This is a genomic window from Paracoccus sediminis, from assembly GCF_900188295.1.
In the GTDB taxonomy this organism is placed as follows: domain Bacteria; phylum Pseudomonadota; class Alphaproteobacteria; order Rhodobacterales; family Rhodobacteraceae; genus Paracoccus; species Paracoccus sediminis.
The window spans coordinates 42,481-56,794 of record NZ_FZNM01000018.1 but is presented as its reverse complement, the minus strand read 5'-3'; the positions used below and the strand labels follow the sequence as shown (position 1 = coordinate 56,794).

Sequence of the window (14,314 nt, the reverse complement as noted above, 5' to 3'; positions counted from 1 at the left end):
CCCCCTCCGCTCTCCGCGTCGGGGAAGGGTCACATGGGTCAAATCTCAATGGAAATTATGAGCCTGCCTGGGTCACTTCTGGGTGGAAATCAACAGGCGAGCAGCCGGAATATAATCTCCGCGGTGTTTTCACCTCCGACGCGGACGGGCGCTACTGGTTTCAGACCGTCAAGCCCCGCTTTTACCCGATCCCGGACGATGGCCCCGTGGGCAAGCTGTTGCGCTCACTGGACCGCCATCCGAATCGGGCAGCGCACATGCACTTCATTGTCACCGCGCCCGGCTATGATCAGGTCATCACGCATATCTTCACGCCGGACTGCCCCTATCTCAAGGAGGATACAGTCTTTGGCGTGAAAGGAGATTTGGTGGCCGAATTCAACATGATCGACAATCCCGAACTGGCCGCGCAGTACGGCATGCCTTCTCCCTTCCTGCTGACGGATTGGGATTTTGTCCTGGCGCGAGCCTGAACGGTCACTAACGGCGCGAAAGCGCGAGGATACCATGAATATCAAAGATATCGAACTCTGTGCATCCTACTGGACGGTCAGCGGCGACACCTATCCGGGTGCGCCCAGCGAGATCAGCCCTTTTCCGCTGCGCGACCGGGCCGAGGTCTGCGGCCGCGTGGGCTGGCGCGCCATGGGCTTCGTGATGGACGACATCAACGCGGCGATTGCCGATCTGGGCATGCCGACCGTCCGCAGCATCTTTGCCGACAATGGCATTCGCCATGTCGAGCTGGAATTTCTGGTCGATTGGCACCTCGACGGCGAGCGCCGCCAGGCATCGGACGTCGCCTTCGACCGCATGCTGGAGGTCGCGGCCGACCTGCCCGTTCCCAAGATCAAGCTGGGCGGCGGGGTATTCGAGACCGGCGAACCCGATATTCCGGCCATGCGGGCCGCCATGGCCAGGCTGTGCGAAAAAGCCGCCCCCCTGGGCATCGATCTCGTGATCGAGTTTCTGCCCTTCGCCAGCATCAACACCATCGAGCGTGGGCTTCAGGTGTTCGAGGGTCTGGGTGTGACCAACGGCGGCCTGCTGGTCGATACTTGGCATATCGAGCGCGGCGGCATGAGTGGGGCGGACATCCGCAAGATGCCCAAGCAGTTTCTGCGCGCGGTCGAACTCAACGATGCCGCCCATGAAATTACTGGCGACTTCTTCAACGACTCGACCCATCACCGGGCGCTCTGCGGGGAAGGCTGCATAGACATCGCGTCCCAGATCCAGGCGATCCTGGATGTCGGCTATCGCGGCTATTGGGGTGTCGAAGTCATCTCGGCCGTGCACCGCAAGCTGCCGCTGGAGATCGCCGCGCAGCGCGCCTTCGACACCAGCATGGCCGCTTTTGAACCCGTTACTTTCCCCGCAGACGAGGCAGCCTGACTTTGTCAGGCACCGATAAGACAAGGAACAGACAGATGATTGGTATTGCAGTTCTCGGCGCGGGCCGGATTGGGAAAATCCACGCAGCCAACGTGGCCGCGAATCCGAAAGCCAAGCTGGTAGCGATCGCAGACCCCTTTGCGGATGCCGTGAACCCCCTGGCGGAACGGCTGGGCACCGAGGCGATGAGCGATTGCATGGCTGCCATCGAGCGCCCCGATGTGGACGCGGTGGTGATCGGAACCCCGACCGACACCCATGTCAGCCTGCTTCTGCACGCGGTGAAGCTGGGCAAGGCGGTTCTGTGCGAAAAGCCCATCGATCTCGACATGGCCAAGAGCGAGGAAGCCGCGGCCGAGGTCGAACGCCAGAACGGGCGCGTGATGCTGGCCTTCAACCGCCGCTTTGACAGCACCTTTGCCGAGATGCGCAAGGCCATCGATGCGGGGCGGATCGGCGATGTGCGTCAGGTGATCATATCCAGCCGCGATCCCGGCATGCCGCCCGAAAGCTATGTCAAAACCTCCGGCGGGATCTTTCGCGACATGACGATCCACGACCTGGACATCGCCCGCTGGCTGCTTGGCGAAGAGCCGGTCACGGTCACGGCCGTTGGCAGCCGCCTGATCGACCCCTCGCTGAGACAGTACGACGACTACGACACCGCCATGGTCATCCTGCAGACCGCCAGCGGGCGTCAGGCCCATATCAACAACTGCCGCGAGGCGGTTTACGGCTATGACCAGCGGATCGAGGTCTTTGGCGCGACGGGCATGCTGGTTCAGGACAACCTGCGCCCGACCACCATGCGCGTGTGGACCGCCGAGGCTACCGACGCCCGCGAGCCGCTGCTCAATTTCTTCCTCGAACGCTATACCCAAGCCTACCGGGCGGAACTCGATGCGTTCGTGGACGCCCTGAGTGACGATACGGAAATGCCGACCACCGTGCGCGATGGCGTCAAGGCGCTGCGCCTGGCGGAATGTGCGGTCGAGTCGGTGCGCACCGGCCGCGCCGTTACGGTCTGAGACACGAAAGGGAGGAGCAATGAGCTACGCAATCGGAGACGACAAGACCCTTGGCATCGCCTGCCTCGGGATCACCCATCCCCACACCTCGGGCCGCGTCAAGGCATTCCAGCGAATGCCCAACACGCGCCTGATGGGGGCCTATGACAAGAGCGATCTGCTGACCCCGTTCTGCGATGCGCTTGGCCTTGAGGCCCGAAGCAAAGAGGACATCCTGGCCGATCCCGATGTCCATGCGGTGATGATCCACCCCAAAAGTTACCTGATGGCCGATTGGGCGATCGAGGCGATGGAAGCGGGCAAGGCGGTTCTGTGTGAAAAACCAGCCGGGCGTGGTTCGTCGGACACCGTTCGGCTTGTCGAAACCGTCGAGCGTACCGGGCAACTGTTCCAGGTTGGCTATTGCTGGCGCTATGCCCCTTCGGTCGACAAGATGCAGGAGGTGCTTCAATCCGGTCAGCTTGGCCGCGTGCTGCAGGTGCGCGCCCATGCCGGATGCTCGCACAACGAGGCCGATACCGATCACATGCGTCAGCCTGGTGATATCGGCGGCGCGTTCTATGTGATCGGCTGTCACACGATCGACCGGCTGCTGCTGCATTTTGGAAAGCCGAAATCGGTCAACGCGCGGATCACGAAGTTTCCGGGCTTGATGGAGCCCACGGCGCGCGAAGATGCGGTCGGGGCGATCCTGAACTATGATGACAAGATCATCACCATCGACTTCATGTCCTGGGATCCCCTGCCGTGGACGGAAAGCTGGGACATCACTGCCTATGGAACGGAAGGTGTGATGAGTTCGCGCCCGATGCCCGCCTCCTACAAGATCTACAACAGCGGCAAGAACGGGCATCAGGCCGGGTGGACCGAGTGGAACGAAACCAGCTTCCCGGAAATCTGGGCCGTGCGCAAAACGGTCTATTCGCCGGAGATCGCGGAGATCGGAAATCCGGTGTACTTCGACCGGGAAGCCGCCACGTTCGTGAATTCGCTTCGGACTGGCGTCCCCTCGAATGTCCCGGCGCAACAAGCCCACAACATCAACCTGATCCTTGAGGCGCTGTTCCAATCCTCGGCCCAGGACGGAGCAGAGGTCCAGCTCTAACCGTCTGTCCAGCGTCATAAACCCTCCTATGACGCCGGGCACCCAAACCCGCGACCACGACATCACGCTCAGCCGGTGAAACCGCATCCGCGGCTGGCCAATCTCGAAACTACCAGGCCTGCACATGCAGGGCCTGAATGCTTACCCACATCTTCGGAGCAAATCATGATTAAGCATATCGTCATGTGGAACATGGCCGGCGAAACGGAAGAGGACCGCCGGCAAGCGGCCGAATTCCTGAAATCGCGCTTTGAAAAGCTGCGGGACGAGGTGCCGGGATTGTTGCACCTGGAGGTCGGGTTCGATCACAGCCGCGTTGATTACGCCTGCGATGTCGTCCTCTACTCCGAATTCGAAAGCCAGGAAGCACTGGATGCCTATTCAACGCATCCCGCGCATCTGCGGGTCAAGGATGAATTGGGCCAATCGCGCATCGCACGGTTCCAGGTCGATTATGCTCTTTAAGGCTCAAAAACTCTGGACTTGCAGCAAAGGAACGGCCTCATGAAGGACTTCACCTACACAGCCCTGCCGGCACGCGTCACCTTCGGTGCCGGAAAGCTGGCATCGGTTCGCGACGAGGTTGAGGCAATCGGGGCGTCTCGGGCCTTGGTTCTGTGCACGGCTGCGCAGCGTGAGCAGGCAGAACAGGTGGCAGAGCTGCTTGGACCGTCGCTCGCCGGCATCCACGATGGTGCCGAGATGCATGTGCCCATTGCAAGCGCCCGCAAGGCGCGTGAACTGGCCTCCGAACTCAACGCCGACTGCGCGGTGGCGATCGGCGGCGGATCGACCATCGGGCTTGGAAAAGCCATTGCCCTTGAATCGTCCATTCCGATCCTGGCCATTCCCACGACCTATGCCGGCTCGGAAATGACCCCGGTTTATGGCATCACCGAGGACGGAGTGAAACGCACTGGCAAGGATGTTCGCGTCCTGCCGCGCGCCGTGATCTACGATCCGGACCTGACGATGAGCCTGCCGCTTGAGATGTCCCTGGTCAGTGGCATGAACGCCATCGCTCATGCGGCCGAGGGCATGTACGCCAAGGATGGCAATCCTGTGATGTCGCTGATGGCCGAAGAGGGAATCCGGGCCTTGGCCCAGGGCATGCCGCTTCTGGTCGATGCGCCCCAGGACAAGGAAGCGCGCGCGCAGTGTCTTTATGGGGCCTGGCTGTGCGGAACGGTTCTGGGCCATGTCGGCATGGCGCTCCACCACAAGCTGTGCCACACCTTGGGCGGCAGCTTCAACCTGCCGCATGCGGAAACCCACACCATCGTGCTTCCCCATGCTTTGGCCTACAACAGCCCGGCGGCTTCCGAGGCCATGGGCAGGATCGCATCAGCCATCGGGGCGCCGGACGCAGCGGTCGGCCTGCACCATATGGCTGTCAAGCTTGGCCTTCCCACAGCCCTGCGGGATCTTGGCGTCAAAGAGGCCGATCTTGACCGGGCCTGTGAGATTGCCCTGTCCAATCCGTATTGGAACCCGCGCCCGATCGAAGCAAAACCTCTGCGTGCGCTGCTTCAGCGTGCCTGGGAAGGTGCGGAACCCCAGCCGTAACTGTCCTGCCAGGAAACCTGGGAGGTGTCGGTGCATCAGCATCGGCGTCTTTTTGCGAAACCCTGAAAACCGGCTGCTTTCTGTTGCGTATGGTGAATGTGGCGAACGGTGATCCGCGAGCAGTTGCCAACAAATGGCAGAATCTTCGTGCGTTAGGGCCATAGTCTTTTTCCAGAGCAGTCTTTGAGGGCATCGAGTGCATCCGCCAGTCACGGTGTTTGCTCCGCACGCCGACGTTCGCTCAGGCCGATCAGGCTTCCCATCACGTTGAGCTGCCCGGTGCCCGACAGCCGCTCGAGTAGCACGCGGTGGAGCTTGGTCCAAACGCCGGCTGTCTGCCAGTCACGCAGCCTGCGCCAGCAGGTCCTGCCTGAGCAGTCGAACTCGCGCGGCAGCATCTCTCAAGGAATGCCGGATCGTAGGACAAGGATGATGCCAACCAAGGCCAGCCGGTCATCGCATCGAGGGCGGCCACCTTTGGGCTTTGGCCGCTGCCTTGGCTGAAGCGGCACAATGACTTCCCATAGATCATCAGATACAAGGGGCTTGCTCATGATCCTTCAATGCATGAACAGGGGGTTTGTTAGGCGTTCTAAGTCGATTTCGCTATGGTTGGCAGGGCCGCTGCATGGCGTGATACGCAAATCGACCAAAACTTGGTGAGCGTTAGTCTCGAAGCTAGAAATTTATCCATAATCAACTGAAAATGCTATATTTGTTGTGTCTATGCGGAAATATCACCCTAGAAGGACAACAAACGAATGATTTTCAAGTAGTTAGATCACAGAATTGCACGAGGGCGCATCAATCTCTCACAGGTCTGGAACGCATGGATTGAGGCCGAAGACCCCCGTCGGCACAGCTTTCTCGGCACAATGGCGTTTGAGCAGCGTGATGGCACGGACTATCTATACCGCAGAATTGGGTCCGTCGGAAAGAGCTTAGGCCCAAGGTCCGTCGACTCCGAGCAGATGTTATATCGATTCAAAGCCTCCCGTGATCAGAACAAGACGCGCCTGCAAAAGCTATCTGAAAATCTGAACACCCAAGCAGCCATTCTGCGCAGTCTGGGTGCTGGGCGGATGCCGATCATACCAGCCAGAATCCTGCGCGAACTCCGCATTCATGGCAGACAAACCGGCCTGCGCGTCATAGGCACCAACGCGCTCTATGCCTACGAAGCGCTGGCCAGCGTCGTCTTCGAGGAAGGCGCCACTGCCACGGGGGACATCCACCTTTTGCAGAATGATCGGCGGCGACTAAGACTTCTTACCGAAGACAAGACCTTCACTGGGCTGGCAAAGCTTATACAGGACAAGGTGGATCGCAGTTTTCAGGCGCGCAACAAGCGGGATTGTCGACTGACCAACAACAACGGCTATATGGTTGAATTGATTAGGCCTGAACCTCGGCCCGCTTGGAAGAAAATGGCTGGAACCGAACCGCCCATCGAAGGCGACCTGGTAGGAGTTCCCATCATGGGCTTGCAATGACTCGTGAACGCACCGTCAGTTGACGCAATCGTCGTCGATGAGCGTGGATTTCCCGCGCCAATGACCTGCCCGGACCCGCGCCATTGGACGGCCCATAAGCTTTGGTTGTCGCAGCGCAACGACAGGGAGCCGGTCAAAAAGGGCCGCGACTTAGCGCAGGCGCTAGCGGTGATTTCCCTTCTCAAAGACAGGATGCCTCAACTGCCCATCGACGCAACGTTTCTGGCGACATTGCCGAAGGAACTGGCAAATCAGATGGATAGTTCTATCGAGAAGAAACCGAGCGTCGGGCCAAACTGGTAAGCCTGATCGACATTGATTGCTGTGCATGCTCCATATGATCCAGCCCACCTGGAGGCTTGCTCCCTAAAGTCGATGGATAGGGATTGGGCGGGCTGTGCAATAGCCCTTTGCGGTCAAGCCATGCTTCGAGAGCCATAGCGGACGGAGGCCAAGAAGGACGTCGAGTGGACTCACGCCCCCCATCTCGAACTTCAGGGCCGGGATGCTCAGCTTCTTGTAACCGTCCGGTCTGACTGCCCAGCCGCGCGTTGGGAGTGACGGATAGTGTCCGCTTTGGATGGTGGACACTTCGGAGCGGGTTTTGGTTCGCAGGACGAAGCGGCTATGCCCTCAACCGCATGGAACGCCTGCGCCCCTGTCCCGACATGACAACTCTAACATGACAGGATAGAATATGCCGAATGGTTGAGAGGCGCCGAGAACAATATGCTCGATAACAACGCCGCTGAACGCGGCATGCGCGCCATCGCCCTCGGCCGCAAGAACTACCTCTTCGTCGGCTCCGAAGCGGGCGGCAAGGCCGCCCCCATCGCCTACACCCTGATCGAAACAGCCAAGCTCAACGCCGTCGATCCCCACGCCTGGCTCGCCGAACCCCTCGCCCGAACCCCCGACTACAAGATCACCCCAAGGTATTAACCTTTGTTCTGATGTCGCCTGGGAACATTTGGCTTATGGCCGGGTTTTCTGACATGCCGCCGGTCGGGACGGCGTTTCCGTAACGCGCAGTCGGTCGATTGTCTGTCCATCGGCGCCCGAACCCGAAGACCATGGCATCAGCGACCGCGTGTCGTTTTGCCGTCGTAGAACGAAACAAGCGAAACAGCGGACGTCCACCCTGACGGTTCGTGTGGTTCAAGGAGGCTTTGATGCCACGTCGTCGTACCGACCACCTGACCGTTGCCGCCGTCGTGCTGGCCCTGACCGTGGGCGCGGGCTTGGCCGCCGGGGCCATCCTGAGGCCCGGTCCCAGGCGCCCGCCCGACAGCGCGCCGGGACGCACCGCGCGGCGGTCCCGTTTCGGCAGCTATCAGGTTGCCGGCCGCACCGTCACGATCAAGGCGCCGCGGTCCCGCATCTTCCAGATGTGGCGGGATCCTCAAAGGCTGGCCGACTTCATGCAGGATCTGTCGGACGTTCAGGTCAGCGGCGATCAGGTGACATGGGTGATCGACGGGCCATCCGGCCGCTTTGCCGTGGAAACTCGCCTGGTCGAGGATCGCGAGAACGAGGCCCTGGCCTGGCGATCCGTCGACGGCGCCGACATCGACATCGAGGCCAAGGTCCAATTGCGCGACTCCACCGCCGGACGGGGAACCGAGGTCGAGGCGCATGTGGCTTGGCGCCCTGCGGCGGGCATCGTCGGCCAATGGGCCGCGACGTTGCGCGGCGCCGACCCCGGCATGCGCGGCAAGCAGGAACTCAAGCGGTTGAAGATGCTTCTGGAAACCGGCGAAATCGCGACGTCGGACAACCGGCCCAAAGACAGCGGAAAGGCACTCTGATGCGCGCACTCACCTGGCACGGCAAGCATGACGTTCGCGTGGACACCGTTCCCGACCCGCAGATTGTCAATCCCCGCGACGCCATCATCGAGGTGACGGCCACCGCGATCTGCGGATCCGACCTGCATCTGTATGACGCGGTGATCCCCGGCCTGTTGCCCGGCGACATCCTGGGCCACGAATTCATGGGCCGCGTCGTGGAAACGGGGCCGAAATCGACCCTGAAAAAGGGCGACCGGGTGGTGGTGCCCTTTACCATATCCTGCGGGGCCTGCTTCTTTTGCACGCAGGGTCAGTTCTCGGCCTGCGACAATTCCAACCCCGTGGAAAAGCAGGAAGCGTCCGAACTGATGTATGGCCATCCGATGAGCGGGCTTTTCGGATATTCCCACATGACGGGCGGCTATCCGGGCGGACAAGCGGACTATGTCCGCGTGCCGTTTTCCGACGTTGGACCCATCGTGATCCCCGACGGGGTGCCCGACGAACAAGTGCTGTTTTTGTCCGACATCCTGCCCACCGGCTGGATGGCCGCCGAAAACGCCGACATCCAGGACGGTGACACCGTGGCCGTCTGGGGCTGCGGCCCGGTCGGGCTGTTCGCCATCCAGTCGGCGCTGCTGATGGGCGCGGAACAGGTCATCGCCATCGACCATTATCCGCATCGGCTGGATCTGGCGCGCGGCCTGGGCGCCAAGGTCATCGACTTCAAGCAGACCCATGTTCTGGAAGCCTTGATGGAGATGACCGGCGGCATCGGTCCCGATGCGGTGATCGACGCGGTTGGGATGGAAAGCCACGGCTTTGCGCCCGACAATCTGATGGACGCGCTGAAGCAGAAGGTCGGCATCGGCGCGGACCGGGCGCATGCCTTGCGCATGGCGCTGCTGGCGGTGCGCAAGGGGGGCCGGGTGTCAATTCCCGGCGTCTATGGCGGGCTGGCCGACAAGTTTCCATTGGGCGCGCTGATGGAAAAGGGCCTGCAAATCCGCACCGGCCAGACCCATGTGCAGAAATACACCCGAGAACTGCTGGACCGCATCCTGGAAGGCGAGATCGACACGACGTTCCTGATCTCTCACCGCCTGTCGCTGGAGGATGCGCCGACTGGCTACAGGAATTTCCATGGCAAGCAGGACGAATGGACCAAGGTCGTCCTGACGCCCGGCGCCGCGAAAGGGGTCTGAGGCGATGCCCGAACACGACGGCGACAAGACCACCGATGCCGGGCCGGTCGACCGGTCCGCCGGATCGGCAGGCGAAGCGGCCGATGTGGATTATGTCCGCGCCACCGCACCGGTGCGCAACCGGCTGGCGCTGCAAGTGCTGATCTGGCCGGTGTTGATGGTGCTGCTGGTCATTGTGGGTGCTGTCTGGGCCATGTCGCGATGACCCGCGCGCCAAGGCCCGGTTCCAGACGCCTTGGCCGCGTCGGCATGGCGGTGGTCGCGATCGCCGCCCACCACCCTGGCGCTGTTCGTGGGCCGCATCCTGTGGCATGCCGGCAGCGACGATGACGAACCGCCGAAAATCCAGCAAACTCAACAGCCTTGACCCCCTCTGCCGGAACCGGAAGGCCGTTTCGGGGCGTTTGTCCGCAGGTTCATTTCAATGATGGATAGCGCCATGACCCAGGGTTCGCGATTGTCGATCTGGCCGGACGGGTTGCAGTTGCAGGACCACCGCGATCGGCAGCGGCGGCGTATTCCAGACGCAGACCGTCGTTTTCGCTGATGCCGTGGCCCGGTGCCGCGTGTCAGCCGCTGGGAAGGATCGGAGGGCGATCACCTTCACTGGAAGTCGCACAGAGACTGTAGTGGTCGTCGTACATGACGACGCTGCGGAAAATAGTGGCCAGTCTTGTCGTTTAACGCATGACGCGCGATCTGGTCGGAGGATGAGGCCGCCGTATACACGGCGCCTGGACAGTTGGCTTTTCTGATCGACAAGAACCCGTTCCGATGCGCCTTGGGTGCCATGACCGCTTCCGATCCTGTTACAGGATCTGAACAGCTCAGCGGTTGCCCGGTTCTCTGCTTGATTTTTGTTGCCGGAGCGCAAGCGTCCAGGGGTTTGTTCAGCCCGTGGGATGGCGGAGGCGCGGATGGTCGGCACGATCGATCTGGCAGCGGCAGGGCCGCAGCGCCTCCTGCCCAGCCATGTCTCTGTCGCAATCCCCGTTCGGGGCGAAGCCGAACGTCTGGACCGGGTGCTGTCCGTCCTGACTGTCGCCGCCGAACGCAGTCCCTGCCTGGCCACGGCCCTGGTGCTGGCCAATAACTGCACCGACGACACCGCAGCCATCGCCCGTGCCCGCCGGCTGGCAATGGATCTGGCTTAGCGCGACGATGCGCTGCTGATGACCACCGATGGCGACGCTACCCCTATGCTCCCGAGGCGCTGGCGCGGTTGTCCGGGGCCTGACGTCGTGATCCCCCTCCCGGCCAACACGCGAGTCTGGCTGGCGGTGGGCGTCACCGACATGCGCAAGGGCTTTGCGGCGCTCGCCTCCCAAACCGAATCCGTGTTCCTTGCAACGGGCCATCGGCATCGCCACGCGCTATCCGGGCCGCATCCAACTGGTGTCGGGGTCCGACGACATCGCATTGGACTTTATGCTGTGGGGGGCGGAAAGCTGGATCTGCGGCCCGGCCAACTGCATGGCCAAGGCCGTCTGCGACCTGGACCGCACCTTCAAGGCGGGCGGCCTGGCGGGTGCCAAGAACAAGATGGCGACGCTATATATCGGCATGAACATCCTGGAATCGGGCAAGTTCGTGCAAAAGCTGAAATACGGCTGCGTGATCCAGGGCACCCCGGTCGGCGAATGCCGCGCGCCACTGGGACCGCTGACCGACGATGAAAAGGCCGATTTCCGCAAGGCCATGGAACCGATTCTAGCTTGGTAATGATCCTCGGCCGGGCAAAGTGCCTGCCCGGCCTCATGAAACTCTTTCAAGGAAAGACACAGCATGACCACCGTGGTTGTCGGCGCAGGCATTATCGGAACCGCCATCGCCCATGATCTGCAAAAGCGCGGGCGGCAGGTGGTCCTGCTGGACAAAGGCGATGTCGGGCGGGGCGCATCTTTCGGCAACATGGCGTCCATTGCCGTAACCGAATTCATGCCTGCGTCCCGTCCGTCGGTCTGGCGGCAGATCCCCGGCTGGATGCCGGACCCCGAAGGCCGGTGCGGGTGCGCCCGTCCTACATGCCCCGGCTGATCCCGTGGTTCGCCCGCTTTGTCGCTGCATCGCGCCTGTCCAGGTTGCGCGCGCTTGAGGCGCAGGGCGCCGCACTATGCAGCCCTGTCTATGATGATCTGCTGCCGCCTCTGCACGAACGGGGCGGGAGGGCGAACTGACCAAGGAAGGCTGCCTGTCGCTGTACAAGGACGAGGCCGAGTTCCGCGCCGATCGCGAGCATATTGAGATCCTCGAACGCTTCGGCTTCCCGCATTACCGCCTGACAGGGGCCGAGGCGCGAGATCTGGAACCCGAACTGTCGGACAGCATCGGCCTGGCCGTGCTGTTCCCGCAGAACCGCAGCTTGCGCGACCCGCACCGGCTGGTGGTGAGGCTGGCAGAGGCCTTCCAGGCCCTGGGCGGCCGCATCGAACGCGGCGAGGTTGTGGGCTTTGATCGTTCGGACCGCATCACCGCCCTTCGCCTGACAGATGGGCGCAGCCTTGCCGCTGATGAGGTGGTCTTGTGCGCCGGCGCCCATACGGGCCGGATGTCGAAGATGCTGGGCGAACCGATGCCGCTTGAAACCGAGCGAGGCTATCACACGCAGATCATGCGGCCAAGTATTTCTATGGGCCATTCGGTCATCTGGCCCACCCGACGGTCGCAGGACCGCAGCTTGTTTCATGACTTGCGCGACGTGCGTTAAGCCATCGGCGTGAGCTTCGCCAAGGACATCGACGATTCCAAAGAAGATTTCATCCTTAAAAGTCATCAGTAATCTTCCGGTGTCGAATCGCTATAGAAACGCTCGAATGCGACGGCGTCGAAAAACCGTGTTTTCTAATGCCTGAGATGTCGCCCGCGCCATAACTCATGACCAGTGTAAACCTTGACCCGGAAGTGAAGCCAGCCGCTGACGAAGTCTTCAAGCCTGTCGGTCGGCAGTGCCATGATCTGAGCTGCATAATTCTAAGGCACAGCCGGTCTCCGAATATGGAGACTATTATAATGCCTTGCTAACTAAACGCAAAACAGACCTTGCCCAAATTTAGTGACCGGCGGCTGTCGACCGGAACTCACATTTCTCATATTATCGGTGTCTACAAAATGTTCGTTTGCTGGGCATGGCTGCTGCCAGGTGCCTGACTGTTGCCATAGGCTTGGCTTCTGTTTGAAAACCGAGTCAGGAAATCAGATGTTCGGGATACCCTCCTTGGTATCGGTCTAGACGTGTCTGCCTGCCGGCCGGCCCCAGACAGGGCAGGGCACACGACGACACCCTCCTTCCCCTGCCTGTCAGCCTTGGATCAGTTCCACCTGCACGCCGATCTCCAGACCGCCCCAAGTTTGGCCTGCGGTCAGGACGGGCGCGCCGAGGTCGGCCGCCAGGGAAAGACGCACCCCATCTCCAAGCGACAGCCCAAGGCTCTGGGTTGCCGGGCGCAGATGACCAAGGGCATACCGCCTGGGCAGGGGTGAGAGCCGGACATCCAAAAGAAGGCTTTCGAGTACATCCTCCACCTCTTCGACGCCCAGGTCATGCTCGAGCAGCTTGGATACGACCTCCGCAAGGTTGGCGGAGCCGATCACCGCTGCAGGCAGCGCTTCAAGAACGCGCTCGCTGCCCGGCTCTCCATTCAGAAGGCAAAGAAGAACCGAGGCATCCAAGACTGCGGCCTTAGCCTAGGTCATGAAGCGTCAATAGGCAGCGTCGCGTGGTGGCGCGGTCCAGACTTGTCGCCTCGGCAACGTCCGTGATCGACCTCCGAGGCCGTTCGGTGCGAAACGCCTCGATCACGCGCAAACCCTTGCCAAGCAATCCGATGATGTCCTTGTTCGCCATGCGCACAGGATGAACCGCATCGCGCACAAAGGTCGAGATACGCATGAAATTTATGTCTTTCGGAGGGCCTAGGATTTATTCCGTGACCATCGTACCCCCAGTACTCTGGATTGGGTGTGATATTGTCTTCATCAGGGAGGCCCCATCATGACCACTCCCTGCATAATCTGCGTGGCGATCACCGGATCGCTGCCGACCAAGGACAACAACCCGGCGGTGCCGATCACGATTTCCGAACAGATCGAATCCACCCACGAGGCCTTCGAGGCGGGCGCGACCATCGCCCACTGCCATGTCCGCGACGACGACGGCAGGCCGACCAGCGACCCCGACCGCTTCGCCCGCCTGAAGGAGGGGCTGGAGACGCACTGCCCCGGCCTGATCGTGCAGCTGTCCACCGGCGGGCGGTCGGGGGCGGGGCAGGCGCGGATCGGACTTGCTCTCGCCCCCGGCAAAGCCCTGGCCCGCCCGATTGACGGCGATGCCCGGCGCATGGACGAGGCGAAAGCCCTCGGCCAGAAGCGACGCCCCGAGGAAATGGGCGAAGGAGCCCACCACGTCGAGGCCGATGACCGGCTCGCCGCCAAGCGCGCGCAGATCGGCCGCGAAAGATGCGATCCCCTCCGGCGTGTTCTCCACCGCCCGGTCGAGCAGCGTCCGGCCCGCCTCGTCGACGGCGCAGGCCCAGTGGATCGCCTTGGCGACATCCATTCCCACAGAAATCCGCATGGCGATCCTCCCTCGTTGCCCCGGACCCGCATGCCCCGTCTCGCCGGCATCGCCTTACAAAGCCATCAGGGGCACCGCGCAATCAGCGGTCGATCAAGGGCGGCGATGCGGGCGGCCCAGCCCTCCGAGCCATCGGGAACAGCCAGCATGACAGCCATA

At 61.7% G+C, this 14,314-nt stretch carries 13 protein-coding genes and 8 pseudogenes; 17 read left to right on the top strand and 4 right to left on the bottom strand.

Annotated features, from left to right (window positions below; all coding sequences use genetic code 11):
- The 6 genes from CHB77_RS16700 to CHB77_RS16675 form a co-directional block, all read left to right on the top strand.
- Nucleotides 1-473, top strand: a 473-nt coding sequence (locus tag CHB77_RS16700) for a dioxygenase family protein (RefSeq protein WP_483406823.1), incomplete at its 5' end; no start/stop codon positions are given.
- Nucleotides 454-1,395: a sugar phosphate isomerase/epimerase family protein gene (locus tag CHB77_RS16695; protein WP_207303070.1), complete on the top strand. Its 942-nt coding sequence runs from the start codon at nt 454-456 to the stop codon at nt 1,393-1,395. The genes CHB77_RS16700 and CHB77_RS16695, both read left to right, overlap by 20 nt.
- A 35-nt stretch (nt 1,396-1,430) precedes the next feature.
- Nucleotides 1,431-2,423, top strand: coding sequence for an inositol 2-dehydrogenase (gene iolG, locus CHB77_RS16690; protein WP_089389314.1), 993 nt, complete (start codon nt 1,431-1,433; stop codon nt 2,421-2,423).
- Nucleotides 2,350-3,528, top strand: coding sequence for a Gfo/Idh/MocA family protein (locus CHB77_RS16685; RefSeq protein WP_341273568.1), 1,179 nt, complete (start codon nt 2,350-2,352; stop codon nt 3,526-3,528). The genes iolG and CHB77_RS16685 overlap by 74 nt, the downstream gene beginning before the upstream one ends.
- 165 nt (nt 3,529-3,693) lie before the next feature.
- The gene (locus tag CHB77_RS16680; protein ID WP_089389312.1) at nt 3,694-3,993 is read left to right on the top strand and encodes a Dabb family protein; all 300 of its coding nucleotides are present in this window, start codon (nt 3,694-3,696) and stop codon (nt 3,991-3,993) included.
- 39 nt (nt 3,994-4,032) lie between these two features.
- Nucleotides 4,033-5,094 (top strand): maleylacetate reductase, encoded by a 1,062-nt coding sequence (locus CHB77_RS16675; protein WP_089389311.1) that lies wholly within the window; start codon nt 4,033-4,035, stop codon nt 5,092-5,094.
- 266 nt (nt 5,095-5,360) lie between these two features.
- Here the strand turns inward: CHB77_RS16675 and CHB77_RS18730 are convergent.
- Nucleotides 5,361-5,648: pseudogene (locus CHB77_RS18730) on the bottom strand (transposase); the annotation flags it as partial.
- Between the two features lie 321 nt (nt 5,649-5,969).
- Here CHB77_RS18730 and CHB77_RS18725 point away from each other — a divergent pair.
- The 10 genes and pseudogenes from CHB77_RS18725 to CHB77_RS18520 form a co-directional block, all read left to right on the top strand.
- Nucleotides 5,970-6,890 (top strand): annotated as a pseudogene (locus CHB77_RS18725) (GSU2403 family nucleotidyltransferase fold protein).
- 429 nt (nt 6,891-7,319) lie between these two features.
- Nucleotides 7,320-7,529, top strand: a pseudogene (locus tag CHB77_RS16650) (transposase domain-containing protein); the annotation flags it as partial.
- Nucleotides 7,530-7,759: 230 nt separating this feature from the next.
- Nucleotides 7,760-8,395: an SRPBCC family protein gene (locus tag CHB77_RS16645; RefSeq protein WP_089389306.1), complete on the top strand. Its 636-nt coding sequence runs from the start codon at nt 7,760-7,762 to the stop codon at nt 8,393-8,395.
- The gene (locus CHB77_RS16640; RefSeq protein ID WP_089389305.1) at nt 8,395-9,582 is read left to right on the top strand and encodes a zinc-dependent alcohol dehydrogenase; all 1,188 of its coding nucleotides are present in this window, start codon (nt 8,395-8,397) and stop codon (nt 9,580-9,582) included. The genes CHB77_RS16645 and CHB77_RS16640 overlap by 1 nt, the downstream gene beginning before the upstream one ends.
- Nucleotides 9,583-9,586: 4 nt before the next feature.
- Complete coding sequence (locus CHB77_RS16635; RefSeq protein WP_089389304.1) at nt 9,587-9,787, top strand: hypothetical protein; 201 nt, start codon at nt 9,587-9,589, stop codon at nt 9,785-9,787.
- 712 nt (nt 9,788-10,499) lie between these two features.
- On the top strand, nt 10,500-10,736 hold the full coding sequence (locus tag CHB77_RS16630; RefSeq protein WP_131023393.1) for a hypothetical protein: 237 nt from the start codon (nt 10,500-10,502) through the stop codon (nt 10,734-10,736).
- An 87-nt stretch (nt 10,737-10,823) separates the two neighbouring features.
- Nucleotides 10,824-10,922 (top strand): annotated as a pseudogene (locus tag CHB77_RS18720) (IS66 family insertion sequence element accessory protein TnpB); the annotation flags it as partial.
- A gap of 4 nt (nt 10,923-10,926) precedes the next feature.
- Entirely contained in the window at nt 10,927-11,304 is a 378-nt protein-coding gene (locus CHB77_RS16620; RefSeq protein ID WP_207303068.1) for a dihydrodipicolinate synthase family protein, read from the top strand.
- A gap of 63 nt (nt 11,305-11,367) precedes the next feature.
- Nucleotides 11,368-11,619, top strand: coding sequence for an FAD-dependent oxidoreductase (locus CHB77_RS18525; protein WP_207303067.1), 252 nt, complete (start codon nt 11,368-11,370; stop codon nt 11,617-11,619).
- 121 nt (nt 11,620-11,740) lie between these two features.
- Nucleotides 11,741-12,289, top strand: a pseudogene (locus CHB77_RS18520) (NAD(P)/FAD-dependent oxidoreductase); the annotation flags it as partial.
- A gap of 590 nt (nt 12,290-12,879) precedes the next feature.
- Here CHB77_RS18520 and CHB77_RS16610 read toward each other — a convergent pair.
- Both CHB77_RS16610 and CHB77_RS16605 read right to left on the bottom strand, forming a co-directional pair.
- Nucleotides 12,880-13,251, bottom strand: coding sequence for a type II toxin-antitoxin system VapC family toxin (locus CHB77_RS16610; protein WP_089389302.1), 372 nt, complete (start codon nt 13,249-13,251; stop codon nt 12,880-12,882).
- Nucleotides 13,252-13,264: 13 nt separating this feature from the next.
- Nucleotides 13,265-13,426, bottom strand: a pseudogene (locus CHB77_RS16605) (helix-turn-helix domain-containing protein); the annotation flags it as partial.
- Between the two features lie 147 nt (nt 13,427-13,573).
- Between CHB77_RS16605 and CHB77_RS18915 the strand changes: the two are divergent.
- Nucleotides 13,574-13,885: pseudogene (locus tag CHB77_RS18915) on the top strand (3-keto-5-aminohexanoate cleavage protein); the annotation flags it as partial.
- 27 nt (nt 13,886-13,912) lie between these two features.
- On the opposite strand, the pseudogene CHB77_RS18910 reads toward CHB77_RS18915, so the two are convergent.
- Nucleotides 13,913-14,137, bottom strand: a pseudogene (locus tag CHB77_RS18910) (IS110 family transposase); the annotation flags it as partial.
- Nucleotides 14,138-14,314: the final 177 nt, after the last annotated feature.